This window comes from Streptomyces sp. NPDC051136, assembly GCF_044455745.1.
Classification (GTDB): domain Bacteria; phylum Actinomycetota; class Actinomycetes; order Streptomycetales; family Streptomycetaceae; genus Streptomyces.
Genome location: NZ_JBITFE010000013.1, coordinates 200,423 through 218,193, shown reverse-complemented (window position 1 = coordinate 218,193; position 17,771 = coordinate 200,423). Strand labels below are relative to the sequence as shown.

Here is a 17,771-nt window from a genome sequence, read left to right as displayed (position 1 = left end):
TCATGCCTCCCTCGCATCATCATGGGAGCGCTCCCACTTCCGCCGCATCACAGAGCCCGATCGACGACTCGCACCGGGCTCTCCGACCGACGCGGCGCTCGTCCGAGGAGGACACGTCATGCCGCTCGCACACCTCCCCGCCACCGGCCGGCCCGGCCGGCCGCCCGGCAGAGCCGGAAGAACCGCGGGCAGACGCCCCGCCGCCGCGCTCGTCTGCGCCCTGGCCGCGGTCGCCGCTCTCGCCGCCACTCCCCCGACGCACGCCGCGACCGGCCCGGCCGCCGCGGACCCGGCCGCCGCGGCGACAGCCGCCAAGGCGACGGCCGCCGACGAGGCGTCGCCCGTCGAGGTCTCCGTCAACGCGGGGGTGGGACTCGGCACCATCGACAAGGCGGCGTTCGGCGTCAACCACGCGCTCTGGGACTCCCACATGAACGACCCGGAGGTGACCGGCTTGCTGGAGGAGGCGGGCGTCGGTGTCATGCGCTATCCCGGCGGTTCCTACGGGGACATCTACCACTGGAAGGACCACTCCGCTCCCGGCGGTTACGTGGCCCCCGGCACCACCTTCGACGAGTTCATGGGCAGCGTCCGCGCCGCCGGCTCCCAGCCGATGATCATCGCCAACTACGGCACGGGCTCCCCCGAGGAGGCCGCCGACTGGGTCCGGTACGCCAACGTCACCCGCGGCTACGGGGCGAAGTACTGGGAGATCGGCAACGAGATCTACGGCAACGGCCACTACGGCAGCGGCTGGGAGGCCGACGACCACCCGGACAAGAGCCCGCGCGAGTACGCCCGAAACGTCCTCTCCTACGCCCGGGCGATGAAGGCGGTCGACCCGACGATCAAGATCGGCGCCGTGCTGACCACGCCGGGCGACTGGCCGGACGGCATCACCGGCCCGGACGACACGGCCGACTGGAACCACACCGTGCTGTCCTCGGTCGCCGGAACGATCGACTTCGCCGTCGTGCACTCCTACCCGGGCGGCTCCACCGCCGACGAGGCCCTGGACCGGACCGCGCGGCTGCCCGGACAGCTCCGCGAGGTCCGCCGGCAGATCGACCGGTACGCCGGGGAACGCTCGTCGAAGATCGGCATCGCGCTCACCGAGGTCAACTCCAACGTCCAGATGAACAGCCGCCCCAACGGCCTGTTCGCCGCGGACACCTACATGACGGCGCTGGAGAACGGTGTCTTCAACGTCGACTGGTGGAACGTCCACAACGGGCCCACCAAGGTGGAGACGGTGGACGGCGACACCGACTTCAACGACTTCGGCCTGCTCTCCAGCGGCGGCTGCGTCGGTGAGGTCTGCCAGCCCTCCGTGAACACGCCGTTCCACCCGTACTTCGGCATCAAGTCGCTGACCGAGCTGGGCCGTCCTGGTGACACGATGGTCGCCGCCTCCACCGACAGCGACCAGGTCTCCGCGCACGCCGTGCACCGGGCCGACGGCACGCTGAGCGTGATGCTGATCAACAAGGATCCGCTGAACGCCCGTACCGCGGACATCGGTTACGCCGGTTACACACCCACGGCCCAGGCGCCGGTCGTGCACCGTTACGGCCGCGGCGACTCCGACGTCACCCGGGTGGCCGCAACCGCCGGGAGCGGCCAGGTACTGCCGCCGTACTCGATCACCACGATCACCGTCGCCCCGCACGCCGCCGCGGCCTCGCTCGGCGCGCCCGCCGCGCCGAAGACCACCGCCGTGGACGACTCGACCGCCACGGTGAGCTGGACGGCTCCCGCGAACGGCGAGGCGGTGCGCTACGAGGTGTACGAACGTCTGGGCACCAACGCCCAGTTGCTCGCCACTTCGACCTCCAACTCGGCGACGCTGCGCAACCTGCCGCCGGGCTCCGAGCACACGGTGAACGTCCTCGCCCGGGACGCGGACGGCCGCCTGTCGCGGCCCTCCGAGCCGCTGACCTTCGCCACCACGGCTCCCCGCGACAGCAGTTGCCTGGTCACGTACCGGGTGGACAGCGGCTGGGGCAGCGGATTCGTCGCCACCGTCACGGTCTCCAACGTCGGTGACGCCCCGGTCAACGGCTGGACCCTGGACTTCACCTGGCCTTCCACCGGCCAGACGGTGCAGAGCTCCTGGAACGCGAACGTCACCGGCTCGGGCACACGTGTACACGTGACCGACAACGGCGCCAACGCCGAGCTGGCCCCGCGCGGCGGCACCACCGCCACCTTCGGCTTCGTCGGAGCCAACGACGGCGCCAACCCCGTCCCGACGACGTTCACCCTCAACGGCACGGTCTGCCGCACCTCCTGACCCACCCCCCGTACCCGCCCCCGCACCCGGCCGCCCTCGGGCAGGCCGGGCCGCGGGCGCGGGGGTGGAGGCGTCGGCGGGTCTGCGCCGGTCGGGGGCAGTATGCTCCATGCCGCTGTCGCCGCATGGGCCCGCTGCCGATTCAGCGCAGCAGCGCGTCGAGGAAAGGGCTGGAGATGACGTGGTGGGGGTCGAGCCGGTTCAGGGTCGCGACCGCCTCGTCCCAGCCCGGGCCGCCTCCTGCGCGCAGGGCGGCGGGTACGGCCCGGTCGAGGACGTCCGGGTCGGACCACGCGGCGGTGTCGGTGTAGGCCCAGCCTTTCGACCACTCCACCCGTACGGTTGCCCGGTCTTCGTCCAAGGCCAGGAGGAACAGCTCGATGTCCCGGTAGAAGCGGTGCAGGGCGGGTGTGTCCGGCAAGGAGAGGATGTCGATCCACACGGCGGTGTCGACGTCCGGCCGGTCCGGACGGGGCCGCAGGGCGGACAGCAGTGGTGGCCTGGCTCCGGGGACGCCGCACACGGACGGGTCCTCCAGGCCGGTCACCCGGATCTCCACCTGGCCGTTGACCGGGTACTCGCCTCGTGCCGCGTACTCGGCGAGCAGCGTGCCGTAGAAGTCGGCGAACCGGCTGACCACCCACTGCAGATCGGCGCGGCGGGTGAGGACGGCATAGCCGTTGGCGGTCTCGCGCAGCGTGGTCGGACGCACGTACTCCAGCAGGTTGCGGGAGGCTCCCCACAGGTCCGAGCGCAGCCCGCCCGCCAGCAGGTGGGTGAGCACGTCGCCGGTCAGCACGTCCCGCACGAGGGTCGGCGACAGCAGGACGTCGGTGATGTCACCGGTCAGTGCGACCTTGGCCAGCAGGTACTGGATCTGGCCGAAGAGCGGTGCGCTCGCCCATGCTCCCGAGACGAGCGTTCCGGCGAGCCGGGCGACCGGCTCGGGGAGCGAGTCGGAGAACGGGTAGTTGTACGGGCCGTCGACCCTCCGGGAGGCGAACGGCCGCTCAGGGGCGACGCTCCACACCTTCAGCCAGGGCTTGTCCGTGAACGCGAACCAGATCGCCTCCGCCCGGCCGGTCCTGTCCACGAAGTCAGCCAGGGTCCTGGTACCGGCCGGGGCCCCGGGGGCGGCGAACAGCTCGGTTGCGGGGATGTTCAGGAAGGACCGGCAGCGCAGGTGGTGGTCGGTGCCCATCCGCAGCACGGCTTCGGTGACGAGGGAGCGACCGAGATGGGTGAGGAGGGCGTCGCAGTCGGGGTCGGCCCGGCCGACCGTCCGCAGGACGTATCGCCCGGCTCCGGCGTCCCAGACGACCACGGTCAGCTCGGTGACCAGGTTGCTCAGCGAGCCGTAGCCCTGCCCGGGGGACGGTCGTTCACCGGTGGCGGGGACGGCCGTACCGTGCGCGCCGATGGCCAGGGCGCCGCCGACCGTCAGCTCCCCCGGCGCCGGTGCGGAGACGACCCGTACCCGTGTGTGCCTGCGAACGCCAGGAGCCTCTCCAGCAGGGCCCCGGCTTGCACCCGGACCAGGGCAGAACCGTCGGCGTCCTGCCGCTCCAGCGACATCCCGGTGAGGTGCGCGGTGGTGTCCACCAGGACGACCCGGGTCGCGGCGGGCGTGCCGTCGGCCACCGTGAGCGGAGCCCAGCCGTGCCGCTTGCCCTGGGCGCGCACCGTCCAGCCTGCGCCGTGGGCCCAGTTCACGACGTCGAGCATGTCCTGCGGAGTGCGTGGCGCGCACGTCCACAGCTGGTCGGCGCGGATCTCACCGGCCCAGTTCTCGTAGACGCGGCGATAGACCGCGAGTCCGGCCGGAAAGCCGGGCGGTGACGGGGCGTCTGCGTAGGCGCTGCCCGGCCGGATCATCCCGCGCAACAACCAGACCCCGCCACCCGCGACGACGGACGAAGCGAGCAGTCTGCGCCGCGACAGCCCGCCACCCTCAGCCGAAGACTCGTCCGCCATCTTTGAGAACCTCCCCTGGTCCCGCCTCACCTCGGGCCGGCCCTGGCGGGCCGACCGAGCAGGCACGCTAATCGGCGACCGGAAGCCTTGTAGTCATATGGTCGTTCGACCTACACGATCGAGTGAGAATCACACGAACCTCCTCCACCGAACCCGTTCAGATGACGTCCAGGTGCTCCCTCCGCTGCCCGCAGATCGCGACTCCGGCGTACCGATGAGTTCTGTGCGGATCCGGAGTCGTGACTGCCGAATCCGCCGGCAGAGGTGGACCCGTGCTGGGGACGATCCGGCGCGGGAAGAAGCGCATGGAGGCAGTGATGGGCGTCGACGGCTCCGAGCAGGACGGCACGACCCGGGCGGACGGGCGGCGGACGCGGGTGGGCCGTCCCGCGGTGCTGGTGGCGGGGGCGAGCATCGCGGGGCCCGCGCTGGCCCACTGGCTGCGTCGGCGGGGGGCCTCGGTGACCGTGGTGGAGCGGGCTCCCGAGTTGCGTCCCGGTGGGCAGGCGGTGGACGCACGAGGGGTCGCCAAAGAGGTCGTCAGGCGCATGGGGCTGGACGCGGCGGTCCGCGCGGCCTGCACCGACACCGCCGGCGCGCACACCGTGGACGTGCACGGGCAGGTGCTGGAGACCTTCCGCGCGGACGACGAGGGTGGCGACGGGTTCGTCGCGGACATCGAGATCCTGCGCGGGGATCTGTCACAACTGCTCTACGACGACACCCGCGACCACGTCGAGTACCTCTTCGGCGACCGGATCGCCGAGCTCTCCCAGGATGCGCACGGGGTCGACGTGGTCTTCGCGGGCGGCGACCGGAGGCGCTTCGACCTGGTGGTCGGGGCCGACGGGCTGCACTCGCCGCTGCGGGCGATGGTCTTCGGGCCGCATGAGCGGTTCCTCCGCCACCTCGGCCACGTGCTCGCCTTCTACAGCGTGCCCAACGTGTTCGGACTGGACCGCTGGCTGCTCGAGTATCAGGACCCGGAGTCCGGGCGCTCCGCCCTCCTGCGCCCCATCCAGGACGCCACCCGGGCGATGACCATGTTCTACTTCGCCTCGTCCGACCACGACGTCGACCACCGCGACGTCGTGGCCCAGAAGCGCCTGCTGCGGGAGCGGACGGCGGGCCTGGGCTGGCTGGTCCCGGACATCCTCGCGCACCTGGACGACACCCCGGACTTCTACCTCGACCAGGTCGCCCAGGTGACGATGGACCGTTGGTCGAGCGGACGGGTGGGCCTGCTCGGGGACGCGGCGTTCAGCTCGTCGCCGATGTCAGGGCAGGGCACCGGGCTGGCGCTGGTCGGCGCCTACGTGCTGGCCGGAGAGCTGGCCGCCGCCGGATGGCATCCCGATGCCGGGTTCGCCCGCTACGAGGCGAGGATGCGCCCGTTCGTCGAGGCCAACCAGGAGATCGGCCGGTTGAACGCCCGGAGTCGCGACCTCCCCGGGCCGGACGCCGAGCCGCGCCCCGACTTCACCGGTGCGTGGTTCTCCGAGCTGGTCGGGCGCGCCATCGACGGCATCGAACTGCCCGACTACGCGGGGGTGCCGGACTCCGCAGCCCCCACCGGGTCGCGGACGCCGGCGGGATGAACCTGCCCGAGCGGCGGACCACCCGCGACGGCCTCGAAATGACGGTCGGCATCGATCACCTCGGCCACTTCGCCTTCAACGCCCGGGGCTGGCCCGCCGTACGGCGCTCGTCCGCGCCGCGCGTGGTGACCGTCAGCGCCATCGCGGCGCGGTGGCCGATGGGCAGGCTGGACGACCTGAAATGGGCTCCGCCGAGGGTGCGGCCTGGCCCTCCCTGTACGCGGCGACCAGCCCGTACGTCCGCTCGGGCCGGTTCATCGGCCCCGCCGGGCGGGATCAGACCTCCGGCACCCCCGAGCCCGCCAGGCTTCCCGCCGGCGCCGACGACCCTGCGGAGGGCAGGCGGCTGTGGGCGGCGAGCGAGCAGCTCACTGGTGTTCCCTTCGACCTCGAAGGCGGGGCCGCCGCCTGAGGTCCGTCTTCGCAGGTCGCGGGAGCCGGGGCCGCCTGACCGCGGCGCGGGGCCGGCTGATCTCTCGGACACCGTCGGCGCCCCCGCGTCATCGGACTCGGACCCGGCCCCGGCGCACCGCTCGACGCGTCTACCGAGCCGGTGCGGCCGCCTCGGCGGCGTCTGCCGCCTCGGCCTGTCCGCTGCCGAAGACCTCCGCGACGAGCTTCTGCGTCGCCGTCTGGAACGCCGCTGCCATCGACATCGTCGCGTCGTCCACGTAACTCAGGGCGGCGGTCAAGGTCTTGCTGCCGTCCTGCGTGCTGTACATCAGTGCCGCGTGGCCCGCCATGCCGCCGTTGTGGGTGATGAGGGTGACGCCGTCCTCGCCCGCTTTCTGCACAAACACGCCAAGGCCGTAACCGGCCTTGGGATGCGGCGTGCACATCTCCGCCAGCAGCGGGGCCGGCAGGAGCTTGCCACCCGTCAGTGCGGAGATGAACGTGTGCAGGTCGCGGGGCGTGGAGATCATGTCTCCGCCGGTGGAGATCCACGAGGGGTTCTGGCGGGTGACGTCGACCGTCGTCGACACGCCGGACTCCTCGTAGCGGTAGTAGGCGTGGGCGTGTGGTTCCGGAATCTCCGGGTCCGACTCCGGCACCACCGTGTCCGCCAGTCCGAGCGGTCCCAGGACCAGCCGCTGCATCTCCTCGGCGAAGGAGCGGCCGGTGACCTCCTCGATCAGCAACCTGGCGAGCACGTAGTTGGTGTTGGAGTAACTCCAGTCCGTCCCCGGCCGGAATCGCGCCGGCTTGGACAGCGCCAGTCGTACCAGCTCCTGCGGCGGGTAGGTTCTGAAGCGGTTGTCCACCCACTCCTGGCCCGCGGTCGTGGCGGCGATCCCCGGCACGAACGTTCCGTCGTCGTAGTACTCGCCGGTGAAGTTGAACACCCCGCTCGTGTGCTGCAACAGCATGCGCACGCTGATCTCCGGGTCCAGCCCGAGACCGGTCAGGTGGCCGGCCACCGGGGTGTCCAGCCCGAGGGTGCCCTCGGCCACCAGTTGCAGCACGACCGCCGCGGTGAAGGTCTTGGTGTTGCTGCCTATCCGGACGTGCCCGTTCACCGCCGGCTTCGCACTCTCGCCCAGCTCGCGCACCCCGGCGCTGCCTTCCCAGTGCTCGGTGTCGTCCTGCACGCGCAAGGACACGCCGGTGAAACCGGACTCGGTCATCTCCTCGATGATCTTCTGCAACGCCGGGCGGTCCTGCCCGGAAAGAGTGCGGGACATGCTTGTGTGCTCCTGTCGGATTGTCGGGAAGCCGGAAACGGGCGGCGGGGTCAAGGGGCGCCGTGAAGGACGTGCTTCACCGGCGTAGGGGGCGGTTCTGCTTCGGCGGTACGCCTCGTGCCGTCCCGGCCCGGACTCGTTGGCGCCCGGTCCGCAGGGCCGGTCGACTCGCAGCCCGCCGCTCGTCACGCGGCCCGGCGGATGCCTCTTGCGCTCTCCGGCCGAACGGGGGGACGGCAAACAGCGCCATGGTCTCTCTCCTCCTGCGCGGAAACTGACGCACACGGCATGTGCGGACACCCCCCGTGGGGAGGCTGGGGTGGCAGCGGGCGCGCCGCCTCGGAGCCGGGCATGCGGACGTGGGCACTCGGGCCGTGCGTTCCGAGGCCGGTCAGGCTCCGGCCGGAGGGACCCACGTCACGAGTTGGACCACCACGCCGTTGGGGTCGGTGAGCTGAAGCACCCACTCTCCCCAGGGTTCCTTGCGGACCGGGAGAGTGATCCTCGCCCCCTCCCGCCTCAGGCGCTCGTACTCGGCGTGAATGGAGGTGACGGTGAAGGACACCATCACCTCCGCCTGCACGGGCGGACGGCTCTGCCGGACGCTCGGGCCGGCGCCCTTGCGCAGGACCAGGTCGGTGGCCGCGTCGTCCCGCGCAAGGTGGGTCACTCCCTGGGTGGCCAGCACTTCGCGGAACCCCAGATGGCTCACGAAGAACCGAGCGGAGGACGCCGGGTCGTCGACGGTCAGCCAGACAGCCGACCCCATAATGTTCATACGCTGAGCCCCCTTCCACGTAGCCGCTGCTCACACGGTCAAGCATCACGATCTCGACGTAGGGCATCAAGAACGCTTCGTGCAACGGCGGTTAACCCAGCGATACACGAAGCAGAGGTGGGGGCGGAGAGCGTGGAACTGAGGGAGATAGAGATCTTCCTGGTGCTGGCGGAGGAACTGCATTTCGGCCGGACGGCGGACCGGTTGCGTGTCTCACCGGCCAGGGTCAGCCAGGCCATCAAGAAGCAGGAGCGTGCCATCGGCGCCGAGCTGTTCAAACGGACCAGCCGCAGTGTCCAGCTCACGCCCACCGGCAAGGTGCTGCAAGAGGGCCTCGCCGCCGGTTACCAGCAGATCAAGGAAGCCTTGTCGGCCGCGGCCGCCGCCGGACGGGGCATCACCGGTGAACTCGCCGTCGCCTACTCCGCGGCCTGGTGCGGCACCCTCGTCGTGGCCGCGACCGACGTCTTCCGAGCCCGGCATCCGAACTGTACGGTCCACATCCACGAGTCCCCGCTCCTCGACCCGATCGGCCCTCTGCGCGACGGCACTCACCACATCCAGCTGATCGAGCTGCCCATCGACGAACCGGACATCGTCAACGGCCCGGTCGTCTTCACGGAGCCCCGTGCGCTCGTCGTCCCCCGCGGGCACCCGTTCGCCGAGCGGGACACCGTCTCCATGGAGGACCTCGCCGAGGCCCCCCTGATCACCGTGACGAGTCAGCCCCAGTACTTCATCGACCATCACTATCCGCGCCGCACCCCGAAGGGGCGCCCCATCCGGCGCGGACCGTCCACCACCGCCTGGCAGGAAGTGCTCGCCCTGGTGGGCGCGGGCAAGGGGGTCTCCCCCACGTGCGCCCGCGCGGCCCATTACTACTCGCGTCCCGACGTCGTCTACGTGCCTTTCCGCGACGCGCCGCCGGTCGAATACGGTCTCCTGTGGGCCGCCACGAACAGCACCCCGAAGGTGCACGCCTTCATCGAGACCCTGCTCGAAACGGCTCGGAACCAGCGTGCCGAACCGCTGCCGCCAGTCCGGGGACACTGAGCCACCGCCGGGTACAGGCCGTCGTCGGCCGGATGGGGGCGGCGGCCCGTGACAGGTCGTGGGGCCGGGCGCAGACACGCCCGCGTCTCACCCGTCCGGCTGGAACATGCGTCTCTTCGGCCCAGGAACGGCTGTGCGCGGACACGGCCGGGAGCAGGGGCGGCTACTTTTCACCGGGCTGGACACGCACTGCCCGACCCAGGGCCGGAGGGGGCCGATCGTCGCCGTCCTCGGTCACCTGCTGCGCCGAGTGAGGACATGATGGCGACTCATACCGAGCCGGTGGCTCCCGTCCCCGTGGCCGAGCGGCGTGGCGGGGGCCACGTCCTGATCAGCTGGCTGTCCACGACCGACCACAAGAAGATCGGGCACCTCTACCTGATCACGTCGTTCGCGTTCTTCCTCATCGCCGGGGCGCTGGCCATGGTGATCCGGGCGGAGCTGGCGCGGCCCGGCCTGCAGATCGTGTCGACCGAGCAGTACAACCAGTCCTTCACGATGCACGGCACGATCATGCTGCTGCTGTTCGCGACACCGACGTTCGCCGGGTTCGCCAACGCCATCATGCCGCTGCAGATCGGTTCCCCGGACGTCGCGTTCCCGCGGCTGAACATGCTCTCCTACTGGCTGTTCGCCCTCGGTGGCCTGATCGTGCTCTCTGGCTTCCTCACCACCCAGGGCGCCGCCGACTTCGGCTGGACCGCCTACACACCCCTCAGCGGCGGCGAGCGGACCCCCTACGACGGGGCCGACATGTGGATCATGGGGCTGGCGCTCTCCGGGTTCGGCACGATTCTCGGCGCGGTCAACTTCATCACCACCATCATCTGCATGCGTGCCCCGGGCATGACCATGTTCCGCATGCCGATCTTCACCTGGAACGTGCTGCTCACCTCGGTGCTGGTCCTCCTCGCCTTTCCGGTGCTGGCGGCCGCCCTGCTGGTGCTCCAGGCCGACCGGCAGTTCGGCGCCCACGTCTTCGACGCGCAGAACGGCGGAGCGGTCCTGTGGCAGCACCTCTTCTGGTTCTTCGGCCACCCCGAGGTCTACATCCTCGCGCTGCCCTTCTTCGGGGTGATCAGCGAGATCATCCCCGTCTTCTCGCGGAAGCCGGTCTTCGGGTACATGGGGCTGATCGGCGCCACCATCGCCATCACCGGCCTCTCGGTCACGGTCTGGGCGCACCACATGTTCGCCACCGGCGCCGTGCTGTTGCCGTTCTTCTCGTTCATGAGCTTTCTCATCGCCGTCCCCACCGGGGTGAAGTTCTTCAACTGGATCGGCACCATGTGGAAGGGATCCCTGTCGTTCGAGCCGCCGATGCTGTGGGCGGCCGGCTTCCTCGTCACGTTCCTCTTCGGAGGCCTGACCGGTGTCCTCCTGGCCTCGCCGCCGCTCGACTTCCACGTCACCGACAGCTACTTCGTCGTGGCCCACTTCCACTACGTGCTCTTCGGCACGATCGTCTTCGCCATGTTCGGCGGCTTCAGCTTCTGGTGGCCCAAGATGACCGGCACCATGCTCGACCACCGACTGGAGAAAGTGCACTTCTGGACGCTGTTCGTGGGCTTCCACACGACGTTCCTCGTCCAGCACTGGCTCGGCGCCGAGGGCATGCCGCGCCGCTACGCCGACTATCTCGCCGCCGACGGCTTCACCGCTCTGAACACCGTCTCCTCCATCGGCGCCTTCCTCCTCGGACTGTCCACCCTGCCTTTCCTCTACAACGTCTGGAAGACCGCCCAGCGCGGGAAGCGCATCGACGTCGACGACCCCTGGGGGTACGGTCGCTCGTTGGAATGGGCGACGTCCTGCCCGCCGCCCCGGCACAACTTCGTCACCCTGCCCAGGGTCCGCTCCGAGTCGCCCGCCTTCGATCTGCACCACCCCGCGATGGCCGGCCTCGACCAGGCGGAGAACACCGGGCAACGCGACGCCCTGGACCCCAGCGGCCACAAAGGCGACCGGAGATGACCGAGCGGCCCCCTCGCGTCCCGTCCCCGGGAGCCGCCTCGGCCGTCGCGGCGCAGGCGGAGGGCTTCCTGCTGGCGCGGGAGCACCGGCACGACGCGCGCCGCGACGCACAGGCCCTGTGCAGTGCCCTCCCCTGGCTGACCACCGCCCAGGCCGAGGACCTCGCCCGGCACTACGTCAGCCACCGCATCGCCCTGTCCCAAGAGATGCTCGGTGTGACGGTCAGGCGCGCCGACGAGCTGCGCCGGGAGTACGAGGCCCGCTACCGGCAGCTGCGGCGCGACCTGCTCCGACGCCACGCGGCGTGGGCGTCGGGCCTCCTGGTCTGTGCGGCCGGAGTCAGCGGCGCGCTGTGCACGTGGGCGCGCTGAGCGGACGGTCGAGCGGCGTGACGCGTCGGCTATGCCGTCGTCGTACCGGTCCTCGTGGCCCGGGCACTGTCCAGGGAGATGCGGGCGGTGATGCGTTTGCCACCCGGCTCCCGCTCCACGAACAGCTCCTCCGAGACGGCTTTGACGATTTCCAGGCCGTGCTGGCCGATCCTGCGGGGATCGGCGGGACGAGCGGCCGGCACCGAGGTGTGGGTGTCCGACACGACGACGTCCACGGCGCGGGCGCTGATGCGCAGCGCTATTCGGACCGGCCCCGGGGCGTACTTGCGGGCGTTGGTGACGAGTTCGCTGACCACCAGCTGGGTGAGGTCCCTCGTCCGTGCGGAGACCGGCAGACGGTGCTCTCGGGCGGCCCGGTCGAGGAAGGTGGCGGCGTGACGGCGGGCGTCCGCGATGCAGCCGCCGCCTTCCGCGTCCAGCACGTAGGCGCTGCGCATCACACAGTCGCCGCGCGTCACGTAGTCGTCCGGCTGCCCGGTACAGCCGGCGTCCTCGACCAGGTTCTCCACTGGCGTCGTCCTCACATCCTCATGCGCGCACCCGGACCGGCCCCTCCCCCGTACGCCGCCTGCGGCACGAGCGGGCCGTGCGTCCGGTCCGGGCGGTGGGCGAAGTCCTTCGCGCGCCGCTGACCCGGGGGGAAGCCTAGACGTAGTCGAGGGAACACTGACACATCCAGGACGCGGACCGGTCCGGCAGCCAGGAGGCAGACCGGTCCGTACGGCCTTCCGCCTGCCACCGCGGGCCGAGGACACCCTCGTCGTCGGGCTGCGTGACAGCCTGGCGTGATGTGCGAAGGACGCGTGACGACCGAGCGGCCGATTCCGGACCGGGGCACGGTCGGCCGCAGACGTGAGAGGCCAAGAGCCGGCGCGTTCCGCGTCACGGGTGATGCCTCGCCATGGCCCGGCTGTCAGCCGGCACCGAAGTCGTGAGCGGGGGCCTCGCGCCATTCCACCCATTGCGGCTGGTCGAGGACGTCCTCCGGGTCGGTCATGCCGGCGCCTTCCAGGAGCACGACCAGGTCGTGGTCGCTGTAGGCGGTGCCGAGGATCTCGTCCCGTCCGTGGTGGTGCACGCTGACTCTCCGGCCGCCTGCTACAGAGGGCCGGTGCACGACTATGGGCGCGCTGGTCACCTTTCCAGCGTGCCGCTGCGGACTGCATGTCGCCAGCCGGAGGGCACGACGGTGGCCATCGCCGCACGGGACGCCGGGGCTCGCCGCTCCGCCGACGGCCGCGGCGGCGTCGATGCGCACGGCGGGGAGCACCTCCGCGGTCGGGCAGGAGGCGCGCACGCGGCACGGGCGGCGGGCCTGGTCCGCCCTCGCGGTGACAGCGGCGGCTGTCGGACCGGCTGCTCACGGACACGGTGCCGCGGGCGGATGACCCGCTGCCTTTCGCGCGGCACCGGCACCGAACGCGTCAGCGGTTGATGTCCTCGTTGAAGTCGTCCGCGCAGGCGTCCCGCTCGCTCTGGCTGTCGGCGTGCTGGACGCAGTCGTCGAAGTCCTTGAACTCGTCCGAGTTCAGGATCGACGCACCGATGGCGATGATCACGATCGAGGCGACGAGCCCGAGCGCGCCGAGCACCGCTCCGACGACGGACATCTTTCCGCGTGGGGCCCGGCCGCCCCGGGCCCGGCGAGCGCCGATGATGCCGAAGATCAACGCCAGGAGCCCGAGGACCGCGCCGCCGATGACGGTCCAGAAGAAGAGGACGGCCAGGATGCCGAGTACGAGCGCCGCGACGGCCAGTCCGTTGCCGCGCCCAGCCGTGGAGTATGACTGCGTCGAGTCGGCGGGTGTTCCGGGATGTTCGGGGAAGGCCACGTCTTCACGCTCATCTCTGTGTGCCCGGGGACGAGTTGCCGTGGTGTGCGCATGCCCCGACGAGCCCGGCGGATGCCTTCCGCGTCAGGGTTCCCGCCTCACGCCTCGCGGGCCGCTCCGCCGACCGGGCGTGCGCCCGACTGGAGGGCAGGCAGCGTCAGGTCCCACCAGTCGGTGACGCGACCGTTGACGGCGTGCGGGCCTTCCAGTGCATCGGTGAGGGTGCAGAAGCCGAAGAAGGCGCGCACCAGTGTCCGTGCGGTGCCGGCCGGCCGCACGTGGGCGGCCAGGTGCCCGGTGATCCGGGCCTGGGCCAGCAGACGGGTCACCGCGGTCGTCCAGAGAACGAACGGGTCGGGAAGGTGCACGTTGATGGTGTCGCGCTCCGCCCACAGACGGGCACCGGCCCGGGTCAGGGGGTCTTCGGAGAGCGCGCGGGCGACCTCGTGACTGAGCACGACCAGGCGTTCCAGCGGCGGCACTGCGTGATCGGCGTAGCGGGTGGCGAGACCGGACCAGGTGGCGAAGCCGCCTTCGACGACGGCCAGCGCGATGCCCTCCTTGCTGGTGTAGTGGAAGTAGACCGACCCGCTGGTGCGACCGGAGCGGGCGCTTATGTCATTGACGCTGGTCCCCGCGTATCCGTGCTCGGCGAAGAGGCAGGCGGCCGCCTCGAGGAGTGAACTGCGGGTTGCTCTGGCCCGTTCCTGCAAGGTTCCGCGCTTTCGGGTCGTCATGGAATGAATGACGGGAAATGTAGTGCGCCCGCGTACGCCTGGAGCAATCGAGCGTCAACCGTGCGCGGATGTTCCACATTCCTTTCGAAGATGCACGCGTGCGGGTGGCCTGTGACCCCGCTGGACGCGATTCCCGGTCAACCCTGCCGCACGGTCACCGCGTCCCGGCAGGAAATGCCTGACGGGCGAGACTCCTCAAGTCCGCTGCTACACACCCTTCATGACTGAGCGTCAGGCCACTGGCAATTGCCTCCCCTTCACAGCCCATACACCACGACTGTCCGAAGAGCGAGCACTCGAAATGGTGATTGCGCCACATTTCGGCACGGAAATAACGTAGCCGTCGCAATGTTTTCCTTTTGTGCTTGATGCCCGTAATGCTCCTCCCTGGCCGAAGCCCGGGAGGGAACGGCGGCGGTCCGTACCGCGCGTCACGCCACGCGGCATCACCACGAACGCGGTCCTGCCCCGCGCGGCACCGCCCACCCCAGGAGGCACCGTGGCGCCGATCTCACGCACCCTGCGCAACTGGTCACCGGAGGCCGTCGTCTTCGACTGCGACGGCACCCTGATGGACACCGAACGTCATTGGCAGGACGCCCGCACCCGCGCCTTCCGCGAGTTCGGACTGCCCACGCCACCGGGTTTCGCCGAGCGGGCCAAGGGAGTGCACTACCTCGACTGCGGCCGCCTGATGGCGCAGGAGACGAACAAGCCCGACCTGGCCGCCGATCTCTCCGCGTCCCTGCTCCGGCACTTCCTGTCGCTCGTCGCGGAGGACCCGTTGACCATGCCGGGCGCCCCTGAGTTCGTACGGCTGTGCGCGCGCCGGCTTCCCCTGGCCGTCGCGAGCAACTGCCCCCTGGAGGTCGTGGACGAGAGCCTTCACCGCGCCGGGCTGCGACGGTATTTCCGGCATGTCGTCGTGCCCACGGTGCAGCCCGAACACTCTCGCGGGCCGGGGCCGGGGCCGGTGACGGAGGAAACACCGGAGCAGCCGGAGCAGGCCGTACGGCCCAAGCCGTGGCCCGACGTGTACAGCAGGGCCGCCCGCCTCTGCGGGGTCCCGCCACGGGCCGCGCTCGCCGTCGAGGACTCCCTCACGGGTATCGAGTCGGCGGCCCGTGCGGGCCTGCGCGTGCTCGGTGTGGGCCCCCTGCCCGAGGGCGGCGACTGCGGTAGGTCCGACGCCTGGATCCCGCGGCTGGACTGCGAAGAGGCGCTGACATGGGTAAGGCAGCCGTCCACGGTCCCCACCGGATCCCGCACGGAGCCCCAGGAGGAACACGGGTCCGACTGAGGGCGAGGCGGGCACTCCCGGCGCTCCGCTCGGCGTCCCGGCGGCCTGTGGCTCCACAGGCCCGCGATGAGGGATCTCGCACCGTACGGCACTGCCCTCGCCCTCCCCCTCGGACCCTGCGCCGAGGCGCGAGCGGCCGGGCACTGAAGTCCAGCGGCCAGGGGGGCGGGGCTGGCAGCCCGCAGCCCGCGGCCCGCAGCGGCGTGCGTACAACCTTCGACGACGCGCGGTTGTCTACTCGGTGAACGCAACAAGGTCCGTGCCCTCACCGCACTGCACGACGGCGGAAGACGCACACGGCCGCACGTCCTTCACATGCTGGAGGCTGCGGCGCGGACCGGTGCCGTGCGGCAGGCGCGCACCAGTCCCTCTCCCGGTGTCCGGCGCGCGCAGCGTCGCACACCCTCGCCCGCACCCGCCGCGGCCGGCATGGACCGCGGGCGGTCCCGGAGACCAGGGAGGTCTTCCTGTGCGTCTTCTTGTGCGTCTTCCCGTACGCCTTCCGGTATGTCACTTCGGACGAGCGGTCGTCGCGACGGCCGCGCTCCTCGCTCTCGGCGGCGGCGCGGTGGTCGCAGCCCCTTCGGCGCCCGCGGCCCCGGCCCAGGCCCCAGCTCCTGTGCCCTTCCCGTCCATCGGGTGGCAGCAGCGCAACTGCGACTACGACGGCAACGGTTACGACGACGTGCTGACCGGTGCCCCCGGAGCCACGGTGGGCGGCGCCTCGGGCGCCGGTTACGTCTCCGTCCAGTACAGCTCGTCGGGCGGTCTGAGCACGACGAGGAAGAGCGTGCTCCACCAGAACGTCTCCGGCGTACCCGGCGGCGCGGAGGCCGGTGACCGTTTCGGCGCGGCCGTCGCCTCCGGTGACCTGGACAACGACGGCTATGACGACGCCGTCGTCGGCATCCCGGGCGAGGATCTCGGGGGTCTGCCCGACGCGGGCGGCGCCGTCGTGTTCTGGGGGTCGCCCACCGGGCTGCACGGGTCCGACAGCAGTTGGCTGGAGGACGAAGCCCCGCGGGCCGGAGCGAGCTTCGGACGGGCCGTCGAGGCGGCCCGGTACTTCGCCCCCGATCCGGCGGATCCGGACGCCGACCCGCGTGATTCCCTCGCCCTCCTGGAGGACGACACCCTGCTCTTCTTCACCCTCACGCCCGGCCTGACGGCACGGCACCCCACCCTGTCCGAGCACCGTGTGCGGGCGAGTGATCTGGCGCCGTCGGGCGCCGGCTTCGAGTTCCGCAGCCTGAGCCACGGCAACTACAACGAGGACTCCTGGGCCGACCTGGCCGTCTCAGGCGTCACCACCGGAGGGCGGCCGGGTGTGGGCACGGTGCACGTCCTGCACGGCGCGCCGGACTCCGGCGCTCTCGGCGACGGGGGCACCTTCCCGGGTGGTCCGGCCGTCGTCTCGGGCGACTGGGACGGCACAGGTCAGGACGATCTCGTCATCGGCGACACCGGGGCCGGCGCACCGACGGGAGGTGGCATCACCCTGTACCTCGGCCGCGGGGACCTGTCCGGGCTGGAGCCCGAACCGGCGCAGTACTGGACCCAGGACTCCCCCGGAGTGCCCGGGACCGCGGAGGCGGGCGACCAGTGGGGCGCCGAGCTGTCGGCCGGGGACACCGACGGCGACGGCCACCCCGACCTCGCCGTCGGGGCGCCCGGCGAGGACATCGGCAGCGTGCCCGACGCGGGGGCGGTGTGGGTGCTGCGCGGCGACCGGACCGGCTTGAGCGGCACGGGCGCGAAGAGCTTCGACCAGCAGCTCTCCGCCATTCCCGGAACGGCGGAGAGGTCCGACCGCTGGGGCGGTCAGGTCCGGCTGATCGACGCCGACAAGGACGGTCGCCACGGACTCCTGGCGGCGGCACCGGGTGAGAACGGCGACGACGGCTTCATCTGGGTGCTGCCCGCGTCTCCGTCGGGCCTGGTCGCCGCCGGCACCTGGACCTACGACGGGACACGCCTCGGCGCTCCGGCGGCCGACGCGCGGTTCGGCGCGGCCGTCGACGAGTGACCGTGGCACCAGCCGTGCCGACGCCGCCCGGGCCCGTCGGTCATGCGTCTCCCCGCGCTCCGTTCGCGACCGGCCAGTGGTCGGACCGTGAAGAAATCAGGGTGGTCAGGTGTGTGTTCCGCCTGGTGGCGG

General features: G+C 71.2%; 14 protein-coding genes and 1 pseudogene. 8 read left to right on the top strand and 7 right to left on the bottom strand.

Going from position 1 to position 17,771, the window contains the following annotated elements; genetic code table 11:
- The first annotated feature begins 118 nt into the window (after window positions 1-118).
- On the top strand, window positions 119-2,293 hold the full coding sequence (locus ACIBCJ_RS32305; RefSeq protein ID WP_365981203.1) for a cellulose binding domain-containing protein: 2,175 nt from the start codon (window positions 119-121) through the stop codon (window positions 2,291-2,293).
- Between the two features lie 142 nt (window positions 2,294-2,435).
- On the opposite strand, the pseudogene ACIBCJ_RS32300 reads toward ACIBCJ_RS32305, so the two are convergent.
- Window positions 2,436-4,267: pseudogene (locus tag ACIBCJ_RS32300) on the bottom strand (cholesterol oxidase substrate-binding domain-containing protein).
- Between the two features lie 272 nt (window positions 4,268-4,539).
- Here ACIBCJ_RS32300 and ACIBCJ_RS32295 point away from each other — a divergent pair.
- Both ACIBCJ_RS32295 and ACIBCJ_RS32290 read left to right on the top strand, forming a co-directional pair.
- Window positions 4,540-5,865 carry an FAD-dependent monooxygenase gene (locus tag ACIBCJ_RS32295; RefSeq protein ID WP_365981206.1) on the top strand — a complete coding sequence of 442 codons (1,326 nt, stop codon included), beginning with the start codon at window positions 4,540-4,542 and terminating at the stop codon, window positions 5,863-5,865.
- Between the two features lie 181 nt (window positions 5,866-6,046).
- Entirely contained in the window at window positions 6,047-6,277 is a 231-nt protein-coding gene (locus ACIBCJ_RS32290) for a hypothetical protein (RefSeq protein WP_365981207.1), read from the top strand.
- A 130-nt stretch (window positions 6,278-6,407) separates the two neighbouring features.
- On the opposite strand, the gene ACIBCJ_RS32285 is transcribed toward ACIBCJ_RS32290, so the two are convergent.
- Both ACIBCJ_RS32285 and ACIBCJ_RS32280 read right to left on the bottom strand, forming a co-directional pair.
- Window positions 6,408-7,547, bottom strand: coding sequence for a serine hydrolase domain-containing protein (locus ACIBCJ_RS32285; protein ID WP_365981208.1), 1,140 nt, complete (start codon window positions 7,545-7,547; stop codon window positions 6,408-6,410).
- Window positions 7,548-7,938: 391 nt separating this feature from the next.
- Entirely contained in the window at window positions 7,939-8,325 is a 387-nt protein-coding gene (locus ACIBCJ_RS32280; RefSeq protein WP_362103394.1) for a VOC family protein, read from the bottom strand.
- A 132-nt stretch (window positions 8,326-8,457) separates the two neighbouring features.
- Here ACIBCJ_RS32280 and ACIBCJ_RS32275 point away from each other — a divergent pair, with 132 nt between their 5' ends.
- The 3 genes from ACIBCJ_RS32275 to ACIBCJ_RS32265 all read left to right on the top strand — a co-directional run bounded on the left by ACIBCJ_RS32275 (window position 8,458) and on the right by ACIBCJ_RS32265 (window position 11,723).
- Complete coding sequence (locus ACIBCJ_RS32275) at window positions 8,458-9,378, top strand: LysR family transcriptional regulator (protein WP_362512094.1); 921 nt, start codon at window positions 8,458-8,460, stop codon at window positions 9,376-9,378.
- 261 nt (window positions 9,379-9,639) lie between these two features.
- On the top strand, window positions 9,640-11,352 hold the full coding sequence (gene ctaD / locus ACIBCJ_RS32270) for a cytochrome c oxidase subunit I (protein ID WP_365981309.1): 1,713 nt from the start codon (window positions 9,640-9,642) through the stop codon (window positions 11,350-11,352).
- A complete protein-coding gene (locus ACIBCJ_RS32265) occupies window positions 11,349-11,723 on the top strand; it encodes a hypothetical protein (protein ID WP_365981209.1) in 375 nt (124 codons plus the stop codon). Before ctaD ends, ACIBCJ_RS32265 begins: the two co-directional genes overlap by 4 nt.
- A 29-nt stretch (window positions 11,724-11,752) precedes the next feature.
- Here the strand turns inward: ACIBCJ_RS32265 and ACIBCJ_RS32260 are convergent, their stop codons facing one another.
- From ACIBCJ_RS32260 to ACIBCJ_RS32245, 4 genes are all read right to left on the bottom strand, one after another.
- On the bottom strand, window positions 11,753-12,181 hold the full coding sequence (locus tag ACIBCJ_RS32260; RefSeq protein WP_365981310.1) for an ATP-binding protein: 429 nt from the start codon (window positions 12,179-12,181) through the stop codon (window positions 11,753-11,755).
- Window positions 12,182-12,657: 476 nt separating this feature from the next.
- The gene (locus ACIBCJ_RS32255) at window positions 12,658-12,822 is read right to left on the bottom strand and encodes a hypothetical protein (protein ID WP_388778421.1); all 165 of its coding nucleotides are present in this window, start codon (window positions 12,820-12,822) and stop codon (window positions 12,658-12,660) included.
- Between the two features lie 346 nt (window positions 12,823-13,168).
- Window positions 13,169-13,576 carry a DUF4190 domain-containing protein gene (locus ACIBCJ_RS32250; protein WP_362103390.1) on the bottom strand — a complete coding sequence of 136 codons (408 nt, stop codon included), beginning with the start codon at window positions 13,574-13,576 and terminating at the stop codon, window positions 13,169-13,171.
- Window positions 13,577-13,674: 98 nt separating this feature from the next.
- The gene (locus tag ACIBCJ_RS32245; RefSeq protein WP_365981210.1) at window positions 13,675-14,313 is read right to left on the bottom strand and encodes a ScbR family autoregulator-binding transcription factor; all 639 of its coding nucleotides are present in this window, start codon (window positions 14,311-14,313) and stop codon (window positions 13,675-13,677) included.
- A gap of 499 nt (window positions 14,314-14,812) precedes the next feature.
- Here ACIBCJ_RS32245 and ACIBCJ_RS32240 point away from each other — a divergent pair, with 499 nt between their 5' ends.
- On the top strand, window positions 14,813-15,613 hold the full coding sequence (locus ACIBCJ_RS32240; RefSeq protein ID WP_365981211.1) for an HAD family phosphatase: 801 nt from the start codon (window positions 14,813-14,815) through the stop codon (window positions 15,611-15,613).
- 481 nt (window positions 15,614-16,094) lie between these two features.
- Entirely contained in the window at window positions 16,095-17,639 is a 1,545-nt protein-coding gene (locus ACIBCJ_RS32235; RefSeq protein WP_365981311.1) for an FG-GAP repeat protein, read from the top strand.
- Window positions 17,640-17,771 lie beyond the last annotated feature (132 nt).